At 34.1% G+C, this 19,665-nt stretch carries 17 protein-coding genes and 1 CRISPR repeat array; of the genes, 14 read left to right on the top strand and 3 right to left on the bottom strand.

What is annotated here, in order from left to right; genetic code table 11:
• Nucleotides 1-7: 7 nt before the first annotated feature.
• Complete coding sequence (locus tag CALKRO_RS12825; protein ID WP_013431406.1) at nucleotides 8-1,894, bottom strand: sialate O-acetylesterase; 1,887 nt, start codon at nucleotides 1,892-1,894, stop codon at nucleotides 8-10.
• 481 nt (nucleotides 1,895-2,375) lie between these two features.
• The gene (locus CALKRO_RS12820) at nucleotides 2,376-3,347 is read right to left on the bottom strand and encodes a site-specific DNA-methyltransferase (RefSeq protein WP_013431405.1); all 972 of its coding nucleotides are present in this window, start codon (nucleotides 3,345-3,347) and stop codon (nucleotides 2,376-2,378) included.
• A 104-nt stretch (nucleotides 3,348-3,451) separates the two neighbouring features.
• Here CALKRO_RS12820 and CALKRO_RS13150 point away from each other — a divergent pair, with 104 nt between their 5' ends.
• From CALKRO_RS13150 to CALKRO_RS12805, 3 genes are all read left to right on the top strand, one after another.
• Complete coding sequence (locus CALKRO_RS13150; RefSeq protein WP_013431404.1) at nucleotides 3,452-4,039, top strand: BsaWI family type II restriction enzyme; 588 nt, start codon at nucleotides 3,452-3,454, stop codon at nucleotides 4,037-4,039.
• 558 nt (nucleotides 4,040-4,597) lie between these two features.
• The gene (locus CALKRO_RS12810) at nucleotides 4,598-5,326 is read left to right on the top strand and encodes a rhomboid family intramembrane serine protease (RefSeq protein WP_013431403.1); all 729 of its coding nucleotides are present in this window, start codon (nucleotides 4,598-4,600) and stop codon (nucleotides 5,324-5,326) included.
• A gap of 26 nt (nucleotides 5,327-5,352) precedes the next feature.
• Nucleotides 5,353-6,162, top strand: coding sequence for an SDH family Clp fold serine proteinase (locus CALKRO_RS12805; protein ID WP_013431402.1), 810 nt, complete (start codon nucleotides 5,353-5,355; stop codon nucleotides 6,160-6,162).
• Between the two features lie 99 nt (nucleotides 6,163-6,261).
• Here the strand turns inward: CALKRO_RS12805 and CALKRO_RS12800 are convergent, their stop codons facing one another.
• Entirely contained in the window at nucleotides 6,262-6,807 is a 546-nt protein-coding gene (locus CALKRO_RS12800) for a hypothetical protein (protein ID WP_013431401.1), read from the bottom strand.
• A 539-nt stretch (nucleotides 6,808-7,346) separates the two neighbouring features.
• Between CALKRO_RS12800 and CALKRO_RS12795 the strand changes: the two genes are divergently transcribed.
• The 11 genes from CALKRO_RS12795 to csm5 all read left to right on the top strand — a co-directional run bounded on the left by CALKRO_RS12795 (nucleotide 7,347) and on the right by csm5 (nucleotide 19,648).
• Nucleotides 7,347-8,189: a hypothetical protein gene (locus CALKRO_RS12795; protein ID WP_013431400.1), complete on the top strand. Its 843-nt coding sequence runs from the start codon at nucleotides 7,347-7,349 to the stop codon at nucleotides 8,187-8,189.
• A gap of 1,333 nt (nucleotides 8,190-9,522) precedes the next feature.
• Nucleotides 9,523-10,908, top strand: a complete 1,386-nt coding sequence (locus CALKRO_RS12785) for an AAA family ATPase (RefSeq protein WP_013431399.1) — start codon at nucleotides 9,523-9,525, stop codon at nucleotides 10,906-10,908.
• 80 nt (nucleotides 10,909-10,988) lie between these two features.
• Entirely contained in the window at nucleotides 10,989-11,462 is a 474-nt protein-coding gene (locus CALKRO_RS12780; protein WP_013431398.1) for a hypothetical protein, read from the top strand.
• A 227-nt stretch (nucleotides 11,463-11,689) separates the two neighbouring features.
• Nucleotides 11,690-12,179: direct repeats of the CRISPR family, unit length 30 nt; unit sequence GTTTCAATCCCCAAAGGGAAGGCTACGAAC.
• A gap of 522 nt (nucleotides 12,180-12,701) precedes the next feature.
• Entirely contained in the window at nucleotides 12,702-12,899 is a 198-nt protein-coding gene (locus CALKRO_RS13630; RefSeq protein WP_013431397.1) for a hypothetical protein, read from the top strand.
• Nucleotides 12,859-13,128: a hypothetical protein gene (locus tag CALKRO_RS12770; RefSeq protein WP_237699102.1), complete on the top strand. Its 270-nt coding sequence runs from the start codon at nucleotides 12,859-12,861 to the stop codon at nucleotides 13,126-13,128. Before CALKRO_RS13630 ends, CALKRO_RS12770 begins: the two co-directional genes overlap by 41 nt.
• A gap of 30 nt (nucleotides 13,129-13,158) precedes the next feature.
• A complete protein-coding gene (locus CALKRO_RS12765; RefSeq protein WP_013431395.1) occupies nucleotides 13,159-13,518 on the top strand; it encodes a hypothetical protein in 360 nt (119 codons plus the stop codon).
• Nucleotides 13,519-13,625: 107 nt separating this feature from the next.
• A complete protein-coding gene (gene cas10, locus CALKRO_RS12760; RefSeq protein WP_013431394.1) occupies nucleotides 13,626-16,139 on the top strand; it encodes a type III-A CRISPR-associated protein Cas10/Csm1 in 2,514 nt (837 codons plus the stop codon).
• A gap of 30 nt (nucleotides 16,140-16,169) precedes the next feature.
• On the top strand, nucleotides 16,170-16,631 hold the full coding sequence (csm2, locus tag CALKRO_RS12755; protein ID WP_013431393.1) for a type III-A CRISPR-associated protein Csm2: 462 nt from the start codon (nucleotides 16,170-16,172) through the stop codon (nucleotides 16,629-16,631).
• A 24-nt stretch (nucleotides 16,632-16,655) separates the two neighbouring features.
• Nucleotides 16,656-17,456 carry a type III-A CRISPR-associated RAMP protein Csm3 gene (gene csm3, locus CALKRO_RS12750; protein ID WP_013431392.1) on the top strand — a complete coding sequence of 267 codons (801 nt, stop codon included), beginning with the start codon at nucleotides 16,656-16,658 and terminating at the stop codon, nucleotides 17,454-17,456.
• 28 nt (nucleotides 17,457-17,484) lie between these two features.
• Complete coding sequence (gene csm4 / locus CALKRO_RS12745; RefSeq protein ID WP_041741814.1) at nucleotides 17,485-18,489, top strand: type III-A CRISPR-associated RAMP protein Csm4; 1,005 nt, start codon at nucleotides 17,485-17,487, stop codon at nucleotides 18,487-18,489.
• A complete protein-coding gene (csm5, locus tag CALKRO_RS12740; RefSeq protein WP_013431390.1) occupies nucleotides 18,476-19,648 on the top strand; it encodes a type III-A CRISPR-associated RAMP protein Csm5 in 1,173 nt (390 codons plus the stop codon). The genes csm4 and csm5 overlap by 14 nt, the downstream gene beginning before the upstream one ends.
• Nucleotides 19,649-19,665: the final 17 nt, after the last annotated feature.

The following is a 19,665-nucleotide window of genomic DNA, read 5'->3' as shown; positions in this document are numbered from 1 at the left end:
AAGATTTTTAAATCTCATCTTCGGTTGTAAAAGGTGATGCAGGCAATCCTTCTTTGTTATAAAGATTTGCGCCTTCTGGATTGTCAGCCCAAGCGTATCGCACGTAAACAGGATTTTTAATACTATCGTTCCAAACAATAACTTTGTTACCTTCAATAACAGCATTTGCCCAAATAAATCTTTTATCTTTTTCAGCAATTGCAAAATGTTTAAGTATACTATCACCTTTTGCAATAAGTCCACTTCCGACTTCTGAAAATTCCAAAATAATTTTATTTCCTTCAATTTTCATAGACTTGTATAAAGGCCCGGATGCAACCAAATCCTTTTCACCGTATGCAACTTTTTGCGCAAGTAAAGCAAGTCTTTCACCCACATCTTTTTTGTTCGATGGATGAAGGTCGTTCCACTCACCAAGGTCAATTGCAACTGCCATTCCCACATTGTCAAGATACAAAAGTGCTCTTCTTTGTTCTTCCCTCAACCTTGCCCAGTTGCTATCACATGGCTGCGGTTTTGGTTCCATAAAGTTCGCAAGCTGGACGTATAAAAAAGGCAGACTGCTATCACCCCATTTCTTTCTCCAATCTTCAACAAGATCACACAGTTTTTTGCAGTAACCCTCAGGCCTGTCTGTATTGGATTCACCTTGATACCATATTATACCTTTTATACTGTAATTTAATAGTGGTGCAATCATTCCATTAAAAAGACCTGTAGGTTTGTACTGCCAAAAAGTTTGTTGCGGCGAAGGTTCTGGGCTTTTAACACCCACCTTGCACAGCCACTGACCTTTGAGGTCTATCTTGCAATCTTCTGTAAATATTTTATATTCTTTTCCTTTTATAAACTCTCCATTTCCATCATTGCTTATTACTCTTACAACAATTGTGTTTTTTCCTTCTTTTAAAAGTCCGGGGGGTATATTATATTTTCTTGGCGGATACCGGTATGAAGTTGAACCAACAAGTTTTCCGTTGACATATGTAAAATCGCTGTCAACTATTGTCCCAAGATATAATTTTGCTGGTTTTCCAACCATGCAAGAAGGTATTTTTATTTCTTTTTTGAACCATACAACACCTATTGTTGAATCAAGCCCCATCTCTTTCCATGTAGCTGGTATGGTTATAGCTTTCCAGTCAGATGTAGAAGAATTTTCATCAAAAAATGGAGGATTGCTATTAAGACCAGCATCGTTTGCGTTTAAATAATCAAACCAAGCTCTTATTTTAGCTTCCTCTTCTTTAGATACAGCTTCTATATAACTGTCATCTTTGAGTTTTTCAAGTTCATCGGGATTTTCAAGAAATTTGTATACTATATCACTGCTCATCCACGCCTCAATTGGTGTTCCACCAACACATGATTTAATCAATCCAATTGGTATATTGTATTTTTTATAGAGCGCTTTTGCAAAAAAGTATCCTACAGCAGAAAACTTAAGAAGTGTTTCTTTGCTGAGAACATCCCAAAAACCACCTTCTAACTCTTCCTGAGGACCTTTAAAATTGTATTTTTCAGGGACTGTAAACTGTCTGATAAACGGAATATTGCAGTCATCAAGCTCTTTGGGGTACAAATCGATGACTCTCTCCATCGGCAAAACCATGTTTGACTGTCCAGAACATACCCATACATCACCAATAAGAATATCTTTGATTTGAACAGTATCATGCTGACATTTTATTTCCATAGTATACGGACCGCCGGCATTCATTGGTGGCAAGATAACTTTCCATTTTCCTAAATGGTCTGCTACTGCCGTGTATGACTTTCCCAGGAAATTTACTGTTACCATCTTGCCCGCTTCAGCCCAGCCCCAGATGTTTATTTGTTTGTTTCTTTGAAGAACCATACTATCGCTAATCAAATAGGGAAGCTTTATTGACATACTTAATCACCCTGGCTTTAAATATTTGGAATAGGAAAACGATTTCAATTATTAAACTTATTAAACAAATCAAATATAACAAAAAAATTATATCATTTTTATAATAAAATAAAAATATTCTCACTGTTTTAATTACCTTAATCACAAATTAATTAACATCTTGATTTTCATAATTTATCATGAACTTCAATTTTTTAGTTTAATCATAAGTTTCATTCATTGTTCCAACTCCTTATATAAAACTTCTATGAGATTTGATTCTTCTTTGTGAATTAATTTTAAAAGTGTAGAGTATACGGTGTGAGATCTTTAAATGGTGACCACGTTTCATCTGTATGCTTCACACCTTTCTTTTGTGAGAACAGCCAAAAGTTTCCTGGTTCTTTCTATTTTTGTTTTTGTCTTCATCGTTGTTTTTGAGTTTTCAATGTTAATTAAGTATATTTGTAAATTTACCCATCAGTGCGTTATGTAATTAGTTCTAAATTTGAAATTCTATTTGTTTTTTAAAGTTTTCCATTATCCTTTTAATAGCTAACTCTACATAAGAAGAATCTATCTCAACACCTATTCCCTGCCTTCCTTCTTCAAGAGCAGCAATCAGAGTAGAACCACTTCCTAAAAATGGGTCAAGCACTGTATCTTCTTCAAAACTGAAAAGTTTTATGCATCTTCTTGGCAACTCAACAGGGAAAGGTGCAGGATGTCCAATCTTCTTTCTATTCTCTCCATTAAAAGTCCATACCCCATTTGTCCATTCTATGAATTGTTCCTTTTCAATTGTAGATGTACCTTTACTCTTTCTCTTCCATTGATGCTTGTATAAAAGTACAATAGTCTCTACTGGAGCAATTACATAAGGTGCAGAAGCTGATAACCACGAACCCCAAGCTGTTCGTCGGGAAATATTTTGTTCATTCCAGATAATAGTACTTTGGTATTTAAATCCTACTTCTTTTGCAATTGTAACTATGTCAGCATACACACTTCTTAACCCATTTTTGTTTTTGTCAAGAGGAATGTTCAAGCACATTCTTCCATCATCTGCAAGTAAATCATAAGCTTTAGTAAGCCATTTCCTACTAAACTCAAGATAATCTTCATAACTGCTTGAATCATCATGGCTGTTATAATCAATTCCTACATTATAAGGTGGTGAAGTTACAATTAAGTTGATTTTTCCTCTCCATGGGCTTAAATCTACAGTTAAAAAATCATTTTCAAATATCTTGATTTTATTTTCAAAGTCAAATTTTAAATTAGGTTCTTCAGCATAAAATTCATTAAGAGACGGGAAAATTTCATTATTTTTCAAATACTCTTCTAAGATTTTGTTCACAATAAGACTAAAACTCTCACCTTTTTTTAAGGCTAAATTTTCTATTGCACGTATTATTTTTTCATCCAGTCTAATTCTTTTTTCTAAAGCATTTTCTTTCTTTAAATATTTCACCGTAATCTTCCTCCTATTTTTTATAGCCATAAAAAATATGGCAATGATTTGGTGCAAATTTTATTATACCATGTTAATAGCAAAAACAGAAGGAGGAACAGGAAATGTACGAAAAGGATGAGAATATAAAAAGAAGACAGTCCTATGTGAGCAAAGAGGGTGAAAAGTATGAAGATTTTGTAAAGCAAATTCTTGAAAGTGATAATTATATCAGAAAGAATGCCTTGATTGTTAGAGGACCAAAAGGCGAAAAATATAAAAAAGAAGAAGACTTCCCAATAGATATTGAACCGTTGAAAATTGAATACAATTCAAATGGTATAACAGGCAGCTATTTCTTGGATAGTGATCTCATAGTATATAGCAAGAGAAAAAACGCCATAGTTTGTGTAATTTCAGTGAAGAAATCTTTTCGCGAAAGAGGTGGTGAGACAGCATATTGGATGGTAAAGAAAAATGAAAGCAAAAAAGCTTTTAAGTATATCCTGGTTACTCCAGATAATGACGAAGAGTTATTTAAACCCAATAATCCTGAAAAAAGAAATAAATGGAGAAGTATATTAACTGCTGAAATGGACGGTGTATTTGTTGTTAAGGAAGAGGAAGAAAAAGATATAGCCTACAACTATGAGGAAGAATTTTTTAAAGTAGGGAGAAAATATCTTGTTGATTTTATCAAAAAAGTTGTTTGATATGTTATAACTTTGTCAATTTAGGATAATTTTCAAACTATCAAAAAATAAAAAATTAAAATAAAAGTGACAATTAAAATTTGAAGTATGTTGTTAGAACTTCTCATTTATATATACTTTTAAGCGCAGTAACTCAGAATAGCTTCAATATGCTACCAATTATTGAAAGAATGACTACTGATAATACAAAAGCTGTTAATATTGAATCTTAAGATAATGTATATGATGCAGTTATAAAAAACTGAGGATACATTTTATTCAAAAAATCATTAAGAGAACTCAAAATAGATAAGTTTTAACAAAAGAGAATAATACAAGAAGTAAAATAAAATTTTTGTAGAAAAAGTGGGCAAAAAAATTATATTTTCCTTCATTGTAAACAGTGTTATACTATTTAATAAAAGTAATATCAAAATAATATCAAAATAAAATAGGAAAAAGGCGCATTATTGTATTTTAAACTTTTGTGCAAGAAAGGAATGGATTGCTTTTTGATGTGACTGTTCAAAAAAAGGATATTTTATAAATATAAGTTTTAAAAGAAGGGGAAAGAAGAAAGTGATTCCACTAAAAGATACTATTCCAAGCAGGGAAAAGCCTTTTATGACATGGTTTATAATAATTGCAAATGTGCTTGTTTTTTTATTTCAAGTATCACTTCCACCTGAGGCAGCACAGGAATTTGTTTACAGGTACGGATTTATTCCGGAAAAGTTTTCAAGGGCTTTATCTTATGGACTTATAACAGGAATTAGCTATTCTATATGGCCAATAATATGTTCAATGTTTATGCACGGAAGCTGGATGCACCTTATATCCAATATGTGGTCGCTCTGGCTTTTTGGCGACAATGTTGAAGACAGAGTAGGACATTTTAGGTTTTTAATATTCTATCTTCTGAGCGGATTTTCTGCAGCTTATACCCACTGGTTTTTCAATGCAAACTCTCTTGTTGCGGTTGTTGGAGCATCTGGTGCAATCGCTGGTGTGATGGGTGCATACTTTCTAATGTTTCCTCTTTCAAGCATTGTTACACTTATACCGATTGGGTTTATTCCACTTTTTGTAAACATCCCGGCTGTATTTTATCTTGGTTTGTGGTTTTTATCGCAGGTATCGTCTGGAATTTTAGAACTTTTTGGACCTGTATTTGGAAGCGGAATAGCTTGGTGGGCTCATATAGGCGGTTTTTTATTTGGTATGTTGGCAATTAATTTTTTTAAAAAGAAATATCGAAGATACAATAATTTCTTTGATGATGAAATTTTTTACTACAGGTATTATTAAATTTCTGGCAAAGGAAGTGTTTGGTTATGAGTTTTTGGGATTTGCTTGTATTTTTCATAATAGCAAGTTCTCTTCAGCCTGTTATGAAACAAAGGATGCTTGAGTCTGCAAGGCAAAAGCTAATTGCTAAAATAGAGAAAAAAAGAGGTTCAAGGGTGATACTACTTGTTCACAGGCAAGAAACTATGAGTTTTTTGGGTTTTCCAATTTACAAATATATCGATATAAACGATTCGGAAGAAGTAATAAGAGCAATAAACATGACAGACCCGTCAATACCACTTGACATAATTCTTCACACTCCGGGCGGTCTTGTTTTAGCTGCAACACAGATTGCAAGAGCTATAAAACGTCACAAAGGCAAAGTTACTGTTCATGTTCCGCACTATGCAATGTCAGGCGGTACACTCATTGCACTTGCAGCAGATGAAATAGTTATGTCAGAGGATGCGATTTTGGGACCTGTTGACCCACAGATTGGCGAATTTCCTGCTGTATCAATTTTAGAGGTTGTAAAACAAAAAGCTATCAATGAAATTGACGACAAAACATTGATTTTAGCAGACATTGCAAGAAAAGCTATCAGACAAACAAAAGAAATAGTTTTGGAACTTTTGTCTGACAACTATTCTGAGGATGTTGCTCAAAAAATAGCAAATGAGCTTGTTGAGGGTAAATACACACATGATTTTCCAATAACATATGAAAAGGCAAAAGAGCTTGGTTTAAAGGTAAACTGTTGTATAGACAAAGAAATAAAACAGCTGATGTGCCTTTATCCTCAGCCTGTTGTAAAAAAATCTTCGGTTGACTACCTATGGATACCAAGGAAATAATCAATATGGAAAGCTTTTTGAATGCAAAACTATGGATCTGCCGTGAAATATTCCCCTATGGTTACCAGGCTGCCTGCAAAAACTGCAGACAGCCTATTGTTAGTTTTCATTTACAACATTCACAAAAGCATCCCATATTCTACTCATTTCTTCTATGTTTTCATTCTTTATTCTGTCAATATACTTTTTAATTTCCCTCTCTCTTATCTTTGGATATCTTTTCTTCCAGTTTTCTTCAAGTTTTTCGACAATTCTTTTAACCTTGTTTACGTCAACCTCACCGATGACAATAAGAGAACCAAATTCTTCGACAAACCATTTTATGCCATTATATTCAATTATTTCTGTTGGCTGATTTATGTCAACTGGGAGTTCTGGATTTTTTGCTGTTGAGAGAATTGAGAATCTGTAGACAAGGCACAGACCTTTTTTTGAAGGAATTATTCTAAAGTATCTTTTGCATGCCATCAAAGCTTTGAACACAAGCCTTGCGCGTTTTATTGATTTGACAAGCTCAAACAGTGTAGTGTAATAATCTTCAATTGGCATTCTAAAATCCCACCAGGAGTTTAAACCTTCTTCTTGCAAAACGTATTGGCGAACTCTTATTGAGGAGAACTTTTCAAGAAGTGATTTTAGCTGCATGCTTATCATCTCCCTTTAAATTTTTTGCTGCAAGCAGCAACAAAGTTATTTTAACTGAGTTTTATCCTCTTTGAAAAGACAAATTTTTATGCGAAGTTGATTTTTGATTAAAGTTAAAACTGTGATTTTCTCAGTTGTGCAGTAATTTTCTGAGAATAAAATATTTGAGATTATGTTGTTTATGGCAAAAATTCATGGTGAAATAAATTTTTAATCTCACCTGATAAATTTGATCTTTAAACTTCGCATAAATTTTGGAGTTGATCAAAAATATGGCTGGTTATAAACTGTATGTGAGAAATAAAGTGTGATGAGGGTATAAGAAAAATAGAGTTATTAAAGCTTAGATGAAAAATGTTTTACCTTAAGAGGTGGCAAAAGATGGGATAGTGTTTGCCGTCATTATCTTGATTATCCTTGCTCCAATCCTCCTGCCGCTAATACTCATTTCGCTTGGAATTTTATATTTAATGTTTAAATTTATCTTAGGAATTATTAAAGGCTTTTTTAGAATATAAAGAATCAAGGTGGTGATAGGTTTGAGTTATTTTTATATCGATGAAGATGGTGTGATAAAACTTCATGAATCTTATTATGAACAAACTTTGATTGATTATGTTGGAGAAAGTTTGAGAACATTTGCAAGTTTGAGAGAACTATTAAAAGATGAAATTGGCAATTTCAAAAGGCCAAAAGAGTATTTGCAGGCAAAAAAGTGTCCTGGTTGGGTTGGACTTTGCCCTAATAACAAAGAAGAAAAAGACTCAAGCTGCAATCCTGACCAGTGCTGGAATACAAAAATAAAAACTATAAAAGACAAAATAGATAAGAAAGATCACTTTAAGTATGATAACATTCTAATAAAAGTTTTGTCCCCTTCAATATGTTCTGAATGCGGAAGTAGTGAGATGAAAATTGAATGGGGCAAAAGAGTCAATGTCAAAGTGGCAGGATACACCCTGAATTTTGAAAATGTTGCATATATGGTTTGCAAAAAATGTGGCATTGTCTACATGTCAACAGTAGATAAAAAAGCAATTGAAGTAATAAAGGAAAAGATAAGAGATTATGATCCTTATGAAGAAGCTATTGAGCAAGCTGGAATTGATAATGAAGCTGGTTTAGATTCTGGTGATTCAATATCACAATTTAAAATTCCCCCAGTTAAAACAATTATTCTTGATAAAGACAAGATAGGACTTGAAATGTTAATAGAAGATTTGGAAAAAGGGAACATTTCTCTTACAATGGCACTTTTTCCGATTAGCTCACCAGTATCATCAGTTGATGTTACAACATTTAACATATGCCACTATGCAGATCCTGAGGATATGTATCCAGAAGGATTAGAAGATGAAGGAGAGGATATAATAGAGGAATGATTTCAATTTAAAACTGGATATAAAAGATGCCGGGGAGTTGTTTCTTTATCCCTGGCATCTTTTTATTCTCCCAGAAGTTAAAAAATTTTAACATACAATCCATTTCAACTATTTAAGAAGAGTCTTCATTTTCTTCCTCTCAAATCCCAAAGGCAATGTTCTATTTCAATCTCCATAGGGAAGGCTACAAACTATATCAAACTCAACGGCAGACTGGTGTTATATGCGTTTCAATCTCCAAAGAGGAGGCTACAAACCCCCCTCTTCCTCAATCTCCAACGGGGAGGCTACAAACCCCCTCCTCCTCAATCCCCAAAGGGAAGGCTACGAACACGAACCTGTCATAATGCAGAGTGAGAAAGGAACAGAGTTTCAATCCCCAAAGGGAAGGCTACGAACCAAGGTCGATATGGACAGGGAAAATCATGGTAGCCCGTTTCAATCCCCAAAGGGAAGGCTACGAACAAACATTAATAAAGACGATACTTTGTTGAGACTTTTGTTTCAATCCCCAAAGGGAAGGCTACGAACCTACAACCATTTAAAGCAACTATATATTGAAAACCCGTTTCAATCCCCAAAGGGAAGGCTACGAACAAACATTAATAAAGACGATACTTTGTTGAGACTTTTGTTTCAATCCCCAAAGGGAAGGCTACGAACCTTACATGCAGTAAATGTTGATTACAGTTAATATTAGTTTCAATCCCCAAAGGGAAGGCTACGAACGGTTATAAGGTGGGTGAGAGTGTTGATCTTGTATGGTTTCAATCCCCAAAGGGAAGGCTACGAACCCGTAGAAGGCTTGAAAAATGCCACAAGGAACAAATGGTTAAGTTTTCAAGCTGCAGTATGTTATTTCTATTATACTCCACAAACTTTTGAAAGTCAACACATACCAGAAATTACCTTTTGCTGTCGATCCCCGGGGGTTTTTAGGGGGATTGCAGGTCGACGGCAATTGGTAAGTACAAAAGCTAATTATGCCTTATATTTCAAAATACATACAACAATATGGAATAAAATGTATAAACAAAAATACAATATACAGGAATAGATACAAATAATATATCATTTCGCTCCTTTTTTTAATTTGAATCGCATGCGTCCGATAGATTTGGATAAGGATAAAAAAGAGAATATATATAACTGAAGAATAATTAATGCAAGCTACAAAGAAGAATTAAATTAGCATAAAATGGCGTGAACTTCAGAAAAATCAAAAACACAATAGAAATCTAACTGAAACTGTGTTATAATATTTATAAACTTCAAAATTATTAACTTTAGAGTTAGTAACTCTGAAGTTAGTAATTTTAAAGCAGGTGATTTTATGTTTATTGGAAGAAAATATGAACTTGAAACATTAAACAGGCTTTATAACGAAGACAAATTTCACTTTGTTGTTGTGTATGGAAGAAGGCGTGTTGGAAAAACTACTCTGCTTACTGAGTTTTGCAAAAATAAACCCTCAATATTCTTTGTTGCTGAGGAATACAATGATAAAATTAACCTTGAATCTTTTTCAAATAAGGTACTGTCTTATTTTAACCTTGGAGGATTGATAAGCCAATTTGAGTCATGGGAGAAGGCATTCATATTTTTAGCACAGCAAGCAAAGGATAAAAGATTAGTTGTCGTAATTGACGAATTTCCTTATATAGTTAATTCAAACAAAAGTATACCATCACTTCTGCAAAATTTGATTGACCATCATTTAAAGAACACAAAACTTTTTTTGATTGTCTGTGGTTCTTCTGTAAGTTTCATTGAAAAGGAAGTTTTAAGCTACAAAAGCCCTTTGTATGGACGAAGAACTGCTCAGTTAATAGTGGAACCATTTGATTTTTTTGAAAGTAGAGAATTTTTCCCTAATTATAATTTTGAAGAACAGGTAATTGCATATGGGGTTTTGGGAGGAATTCCTCAATATTTAATTATCTTTGACAGCACAAAAGACATATACGAAAACATCAAGACAAAAATATTGGACAAGTCATCATATCTTTATGAAGAACCAAAACTGCTTTTAAGGCAAGAAGTAAGAGAACCAGCTTTGTATAATTCGATAATAGAAGCTATTGCAACAGGCAGCAGCAAATTAAATGAGATAGCTACAAAAGTAGGAGTTGAAGTTGATAAATGTGCAAAATATATTTCTGTACTTATAGATTTAAAAATTCTTGAGAGAGTAACTCCTATTTTCTCGGAGGCAAAGAGCAGAAAAAGCATTTACAGAATTAAGGATAATTTTTTTAGATTCTGGTATCGATTTGTTTTTACCAACAAGACTTTAATTGAACAGGGATTGATTGATGAAGTTGTTGAGAATAAAATAAAACCTTCCATGAATGAGTTTATTGGGGAGGTTTTTGAACAGATATGTATGGATTACCTTAAAATTTTAAACAAGGAAAAAAGATTGCCTTTCATTTTTGAAAATATAGGTAAATGGTGGGGGAATAATCCTTATAAAAAGCGTGAAGAAGAAATTGATATAGTAGCATTTGATAACAATAACATACTATTTGGTGAATGCAAATGGAGAAACCAAAAGGTTGACATGTCTGTTTTAAATAATCTAATCGAAAAAAGCATGATTTTTAATTACAGTAAAAAATTCTACGTGTTATTTTCAAAAAGTGGTTTTACAGATGAGGTAATAAGTTTTGCTAAACAAAATCCTCATGTGTTGTTAATTAGTGAATTTGACATTTAGAAAAGATAGTTCTGATATTTGTGAACATTCTAATAAAAGTTTTGTCCCCTTCAATATGTTCTGAATGCGGAAGTAGTGAGATGAAAATTGAATGGGGCAAAAGAGTCAATGTCAAAGTGGCAGGATACACCCTGAATTTTGAAAATGTTGCATATATGGTTTGCAAAAAATGTGACATTGTCTATATGTCAATAGTAGATAAAAAAGCAATTGAAGTAATAAAGGAAAAGATAAGAGATTATGATCCTTATGAAGAAGCTATTGAGCAAGCTGGAATTGATAATGAAGCTGGTTTAGATTCTGGTGATTCAATATCACAATTTAAAATTCCCCCAGTTAAAACAATTATTCTTGATAAAGACAAGATAGGGCTTGAAATGTTAATAGAAGATTTGGAAAAAGGGAACATTTCTCTTACAATGGCACTTTTTCCGATTAGCTCACCAGTATCATCAGTTGATGTTACAACATTTAACATATGCCACTATGCAGATCCTGAGGATATGTATCCAGAAGGATTAGAAGATGAAGGAGAGGATATAATAGAGGAATGATTTCAATTTAAAACTGGATATAAAAGATGCCGGGGAGTTGTTTCTTTATCCCTGGCATCTTTTTATTCTCCCAGAAGTTAAAAAATTTTAACATACAATCCATTTCAACTATTTAAGAAGAGTCTTCATTTTCTTCCTCTCAAATCCCAAAGGCAATGTTCTACCTCAATCTCCATAAGGAAGGCTACAAACTATATCAAACTCAACGGCAGACTGGTGTTATATGCGTTTCAACCCCCAACGGGGAGGCTACAAACCTTATCTGAAATGGAAGGATGAACAAAAAAAGACTTGTTTCAATCCCCAAAGGGAAGGCTACGAACGCTCATCACCAAACGCACCTTCATAATAACACGTGGTTTCAATCCCCAAAGGGAAGGCTGCGAACCTACACCAGCACTTATTGCTTGATATTCAGCTTCTGCGTTTCAATCCCCAAAGGGAAGGCTACGAACGGACTCTGAGCATTGGCTCAGAGTCTATAGGACAGAGTTTCAATCCCCAAAGGGAAGGCTACGAACCCATAACGGAAATACTTTTACATCGCCGACGCCTGGTTTCAATCCCCAAAGGGAAGGCTACGAACTTGCAAGACGACTTTGCTACTCTTGCTCTCATGAAAGTTTCAATCCCCAAAGGGAAGGCTACGAACCGAGTACGAGTGCATTTGCGAAAATTGTGCGCGTCGTTTCAATCCCCAAAGGGAAGGCTACGAACCGTAGAAGGCTTGAAAAATGCCACAAGGAACAAATGGTTAAGTTTTCAAGCTGCAGTATGTTATTTCTATTATACTCCACAAACTCTTGAAAGTCAACACATACCAGAAATTACCTTTTGCTGTCGATCCCCGGGGGTTTTTAGGGGGATTGCAGGTCGACAGCAATTGGTAAATACAAAAGCTAATTTAAGTCTTATTTTTCAAGATACATGGAGCCATTTATAACAAAATAAACAAACATAAAAGTAAATACCAGGGCAAAATGATAGTAAAAGTATTATTTTGCTTTGTTATAATTTTTGACACATATCTTTTTATTTTAGAACGCTAATATAATGAATAATGACTATACAGGTTACATACTGACTAAATAATTGCTATCATTATTAAAAGTTCGCATATTTTTTGAACTTTTCAACTGCCAAAAAAAGTTATAAAATAAATTTTGAAATGATTAAACTTACAACAGAAACTAAAAAATTGCCAGATCTAAAAATAGAAGAGAAGAAGGGGAGTGTAAAATGGGAACAGTTACCTGTTCTGTACTTGTTGGCGTCTCACACATGAACCATGGCGGGATTATTCCAGACTATATGTTAAATCTCTGGGAGAATGACAAGTCTGCATGGGTGCTAAGAAAAATTTTATATGATAGTCACATAGAAAATGGCAGAAAGAATGCCACAGATAATCCAATTGTTTGGATTCCCACCCTATGATGACATAGAAGAAGAAAACCTGAAACAACTTTATGAGGCTTTCAGAATGATAAAAGCAAATTACAAGATCATTGTAAGTATTCTGGAAGATTCATCAATTACAAGAGAAAAATTGAGATGTTTACAAAGTTATTCTATAGATTTTGAGGTTTTAAAGACAGTTTATAAAAGAGAATTCAGTGTGTGGACTAATAGCAAAGAAAAAATGGGAAGCCTTGATGATTTGTAATGTCAAATTTCAACAGAAAGGAGTAAAAACATGATTTTAGATCCACATTTAGCAAAATATCTATCGCAAACCTCAGTGGTTGAGGAGATTGAAATCACTGACCAAATTGAAGGAGTATTTTTGCAAGCCAAAGAATGTAACCTTCCGCTTATAAACTATCCTTTCAGACTTATAGGCAGAGATAAAGCAACGGGTGAGATATTGTTTTCTATCAACTTTGAAAAGTCCTTTACCGGTTTTAACTTTATAGGGGCTCATGTTAAAAATGGGCATATTAATTTTGGTTTAGCAGATGAAATATACAGCTACAATGATTTCAAGGAAAAAGCTCTTGATTTTGCAAAGATAATTATTGAAAACAACTTGTTTGAGCTAAAGTTGAATTTTTAATAAGTAAATCTTTCCTTTTAAGAGATTTTGTTTTATAATGGAATAAAGTGTATTTTAACTACTTAATCTGTCGAACTACACAATAAAAAAGAAGGTGGGCAATAAAGATGATTTTTTACAATGCTCATCAAACAGAAGATAAAATTTTGGATTACAACATTTTTCTTGGCGCTATTTTACATGACATTGGCAAGTTTTATATGAGAACCGAAAATTCTGAGGCTAAAACAACAATATCGAGAGAATACGATGTATTTTTTAAAGAAGCCGGAAAGCATGCTCCTCGGCATGAGGATTGGGGGGCATATTATGTGCAGCAAATATTGCCAGAAAGATTTAAAAAAGAAATTTTGAAAGATGTAACAAATCTTGTTCTTCATCATCACAAACCGTCATCATACAGTCAATATCTAATAAGCGTTGCGGACAAGATTTCAGCAAGTGTTGACAGAAAAGACATCGAAGAAGATGATACATCTGCTGACAAATCAAAGTATCTTATTTCAATTCTTTCTCAGATATGTCTTGACAAAAATGAAAAAAATAGTCGAAAAACTTACTACAAAAATTTAACAAAAAGGTATGAAATTAAGTATCCCACTGACAGTTTTAATTCAAACGCAAGAAATGACTATCAAAATCTCTGGGAAGACTTTTCTAAAAAAGCCTTAATACTAAAAAATAAGTTTGAAAAATCCTTGAATGGAATACATTTTGATTTAGAAGAATATGTATCAGCAATTTACAACTTAATCAGAATTTACACATACAATATTCCATCAGCTTTTTATTATTCCAAACCGGACATATCACTGTGGGCGCACAGCAAATCAACTGCTGCTATTGCATTTTGTCTTGACAGGCAGCTTAAAAAAGAGTTTTCACAGGAAAATGAAAGAGTTAGAGTTTTAGAGTCAATCAATACAAAAATCCTATCCGGTAGAGGTTCTTCAATTAAAAAAGGAGAATTTCCGTACTTTTGTCTTGTTAAGGGTGATATTTCTGGCATTCAAGATTTTGTTTTTGACACAAAGATGGATGGGGCGCTGAAAGCTCTTAAGGCAAAGTCGTTTTACATATCATTTTTGCTTGATACAGTTGCGAGGTTCATTCTGAAAAAAGAAAATATGCCTATTTGCAACCTAATATTTAACGGTGGTGGACATTTTTATCTTCTGATGCCTGCATATTTTGCAGAAAAAGTGGAAGATTATCAGAAAGAAATTGACAAGCTTTTATTTAAAGCACACCGAGGCTCAATCAGTATACTTCTTGAGACAGATATAGTTGACCTTTATGATTTTTCAGGCAATTTTGGAGATTGTTTTGATAGAGTTTCGTCAAAAATCTACAGGAAAAAGATTTCGAAATTTAGAAACGTTATTGAAAATCAAGAGTTGAAATTCTTTGAACCATACGAGGACTATGAACAAAAATGTCCTCACTGCCACAGAGCGCTGAGACCCAAAGAAGATGACCCTGATTTTTGTCCGTTTTGCGAGAGTTTTGTCGAATTTGGTGAAAAACTTATGAAAAGTGATTTTATCAAAGAATCATGGGGCGAACAAATCGAGTTTTCGGATTTTAAAAACATAGAAGATATTTTTGAAGCCTTTGGAAGAAAGATTGAATTTTCAAACTACTCTGAAAAGGTTATAAACCCAGTGAATAATACAATTGTTATTGACAGAAATCGATTGGAGAAATTGTTAGAAAAAAATAATAATCTTGAAAATAGAAAAAAATCAGACGATAAATTTGAGATTGATTTTTATGAAGCACTGGATATTTCAACCCATGCACCATTTAAAGATGAAAACAATCTTAAAACAATAGATGAGATATCAAACTCATCAAAAGGAATCAAAACATGGGGAATTGTTCGCGGTGATGTTGATAATCTGGGGAAAATTTTCAAAGAAGGGCTTGGCAAAGACAGTTCAATTTCAAGAGTGATGACTCTATCTGAGGAGTTTTCACTATTTTTCGGCTACTATTTCAACAGGCTTGTAAGTGAGCAGCAGAGCAATATTGTTGTTATTTATGCAGGTGGAGATGACTTTTGCATACTTGGTCAGTGGGATGTGCTACCGCATACAGCACACAAAATTTATACAGAGTTTAGAAGCTTTTCATGCCACAATCCAGACATTACGCTTTCAATGGGCTTTGAAATAGCACCAGATAAAAAATATCCAATTTACAGGGTTGCTATTGTGTGTGGAGAACATTTAGACAAAGCCAAAGAGTACCAAAGAGAAGATGGGCGAAAAAAAGACTGTTTTGCGTTTGGGGGTAATTTTGTTGGCTGGGAAGATTATGAGGATGTGGAAAAGCTAAAAGAGGCAATTACAGATTTAATTGGTAGCAAGAACGTTTCAAAAGCGCTTATAAACGGCATCTATGCCGTTTGCAATCTTAAAAAGATGACTCAGACTCAAGAAGAAATTTTCAAGTCGTGGCGATTTGTGTATTTCATGGCAAGGCTGAAAGAGAGGTATAAGAAGTATTCAAAAGATCTTGAAGATGTTTTGCAAAAAATTATTGATAAAAAATCAAATTCTTTGTACAAGCACTCTTACCTTGCAGCACGCTGGGCTGAGCTTGAGCTGAGAAGGTAAAAATAATTTATTTGAGAGGAGGAACGAAAGGTGCAAAAACAAAAAGCTAATCAATATAATGATGAACAAAACAATAGAGAAAATAAAATATGGGGTGACTTTGTAATTGAAAAAATGAACTTACTGTTAGATAAAGAAAAAGATAGAGATGGATTGTTATTTTATGAAACTGCTGAAGAAATTGGCAAAATGCTTGTTGGAAAAATTACGATGACTCAAATAAGAAAAGTTTTTTCTGAAATTCAGAAAAAAAGCAAGATAAAGAATAAAATTAATCCAAAGCAAGAAGTAAAAAGAATAGAAATGATAATGGCTTATACTGTTGGAAGATTTAGAAGTGATAAAAATAAAAATGATTGGCAATCTTTTTTCAAAGTTGTTAAGAAAGCTGGCGATATGGTTATCCAGAATAAATGGACATTTGATGATTACAAAAACTTTTTTGAGGCAATTATAGCATATTACAGGTATCATGGTGGAAGAGAACAATAATCTCAAAAGGGGGAGACTATTGCCATGGATGTAATCTTGAAAGGAAAGTACATCATAAAGTGTAAGATAGAAGCTCAAACAGGTCTTCACATTGGTGAGGGCAACAACAGCCTTGAGATAGGTGGAATTGACAATGCAGTTGTAAAAGATGCAAAAGGCAGGCCTTACATTCCAGGTTCATCTCTCAAAGGCAAGATGAGGGCTTTAATGGAGTTTGCTGAAGGAAAGGTAAGAGATAATTTGCTTGTTGTGTCGGTCAAAAGGGAAGGCAGGCCAGAGATATGCCTTCATATGTGTGATGATTTGAATTGTCCTGTATGCGGACTTTTTGGCAGAAACCATGGTTCTCATGATTTAAAAAGTGGTGAGAAAATAGATCTTACAGATGCAGTCATCCCCACAAGGCTAATTGTTCGCGATGCAAAGCTGATAGAAACTTCTATCACGGAAGAGATGAAGGAGAACCTTGACCTTGACTGGACAGAAGTAAAGTTTGAGAATAATATAGATAGAATAACATCAAAAGCACATCCAAGACAGAGTGAAAGAGTTCCTGCGGGCGCACAGTTTTCAGCAGAGTTTGTCGTAAACAGGTTTGAAGTTGACAGCAAAGATGACCAGAAATACTACCTTGAAAAGTTTATCAAAGCAATGAAGCTGTTAGAAGATGATTACCTTGGCGGGCAGGGTTCAAGAGGAAATGGAAAAGTAAAATTTGTTGATATAGAGATATTCTACAAGGATTCAAGCGATTATGAAAAGGATTCAAGCAAACTTCAGCCAATAGCGACGGCAAAAAGCCTTGATGAGCTAAAGCTTTCTTAACAAATCTGTTTTTTAAAAGGTGATAAAAATGGTCAAAAACAAAATTTGCAGAGCTGTGATGAGCTTTAAAGCACCTGTGCACATTGGCGAAAAAGAAAAAATATACAACATTACCAGAGTATTTGCACATTCAGACACGCTTATGTCTGGCATAATAAATGCATATTCGCTGCTTTACGGCAAAGATGAAACTGAAAAGTTGATTAGTGAATTCATAAACGGCACACCACCATTTGAGATTTCATCTACAATGCCGTATGTTAACTTTCAGTATTTTGTGCCTGTTCCTCTTGGCATGGACATGGAGGAGTATAAGAATAATGGAATAATAAATGCCGAAAATCAAAAAGAGCTCAAGAAAATAAAGTTTGTAAGAGAAAAGGATTTGTTTGAAGGTTTTCCATTCAAATACAAGCCGACAGGAAGTTTTCTAATACCACAAAATGAATTTGAAAAAGATAAAGAAAGGGTTTCTCTTGGCAGAATAAAAGAAAGGGCAAGAGTTTCTATCGACAGGCAAACATCATCTTCTAACATATATTACTTTTCTCATTTTGAATTTGAAAAAGAGGCTGGGCTGTGGTTCTATTTAAAGATTAACAATGAAAAATTTGAAAATAAAGTAAAAGCTGCAATAAGGCTTTTGGGCGATGAAGGGCTTGGCGGTGATAGAACCTGCGGGCTTGGAAATTTTGAAGTTGATTTTAAAGATGATGTACCGCAGTTTAAAAGCGATAAATCAAAATATTACATGAGTTTGTCCTTAGTTAATCCGAAAGATGAAGATGAGATAAAAAGCGTTGTGTTTTATGAGATTTTGACGCGAAGCGGATATGTCTACTCCAAAGCAGGGCTTGGGATAAAGAGAAAAACTGTCAGTGTGTTTGGCGAGGGTGCGGTGTTTTCCAGTAAAATATATGGCAGAGTGGTAGATGTCACACCTGATAAGTTTACAGAGCACAGGGTATACTGTTTTGGACTTGCCTTTTTGGTTCCTCTGCCGGAAGGGGTGATGCTGTTTGGTAGCAGATAGTTTTGAAAGCAAAACATACGAGATTGAAGTTCTGACTCCCACAATCATAGGCGGACAGGATAAAATTCAGAGTTTTGAGTTTGTAAGAGAAGGAGAGTACTTGTACTTTTTGAATTTTGATAAGCTCTTTGAGCAAAACCTTTTTAAAGATAGCTTCATTGAAGAGCTTTCACGAGGGCTTTCGTCAGGTGCAAGGGATTTTAATATAAAAGATATTCTGAAAAAATATAGCATAGATTTTAAAAAGGCGGTAAAGTACACTCTTAGACTTGAAGGTGTTACAAGCCCTTACAGAGAAGTAGTTGCATTTGTAAAAAGTGCAGGCAGGTTTTACATTCCGGGTTCATCCTTAAAAGGGGCAATGAGATCTTCTATGACAAAAGCTCTTTCGAAAAACCTTTTGCAGTTTTATGAGAGTGCGCTCTCAAATGCTTACCAGAAAGTTCTGAATCGAAACAGAGTTGATCCTAAGTTTGTAAGCCGTGATGCAGATGAGAAGATTTTTGGAACTCCTTATGAATCGCCGTTCAAATACCTAAGGGTAAGCGACAGCAGCTTTGTAGAGCAAGAGAGTGCAGGGATTTTTGAAATAAAAGTTTTGAACATATGTTCAAATCAGCCAAAATGGTTTTCGAGAAATGGCAATATTGATGACCCAAAGCAGGCAACTGCCATTGTTGCTGAAGGATTAAAACCTGGTGTAAAGCTTTATGGAAGTATAAAGGCTGAAAAAGATTTAATTGAAGGCAATGCCACAGTTAAAGGGTTAAAGGAGAAGCTTTTGACAAGCGGAGTATTATCTTCACCATATGAATTTGTTGCCCAAATTTTAAATTCTGTTGCAAAGGATTATATCCAGAAAGAAATGACCTTTTACTCTAAATATAATCAAAAGCAGATTGTTTCTGAGTATCAAAAACTTTTGAATATTTTAAATTCTCTTGACAAAAATCAATTTTTGCTCCAGATAGGATTTTCAACAGGATATCTTTCAAAAACTGTGGGAATATTTTTCAATAAGAGCCATTTTGAAAAACTTTCAAGGGTAGATACTCAGTCAAAAATCAATCCTGATATTTTTCCAAAGTCACGACGTCTTTTGTTTAAGGATGGACAGGTTTGGACAGTCCCCGGGTGGATAAAAGTAACCATTAGATGATGGGCTGTGATGAAAAA

It is taken from the genome of Caldicellulosiruptor kronotskyensis 2002, assembly GCF_000166775.1.
In the GTDB taxonomy this organism is placed as follows: Bacteria; Bacillota; Thermoanaerobacteria; order Caldicellulosiruptorales; family Caldicellulosiruptoraceae; genus Caldicellulosiruptor; species Caldicellulosiruptor kronotskyensis.
This window is presented reverse-complemented; position numbering and strand designations above follow the sequence as displayed.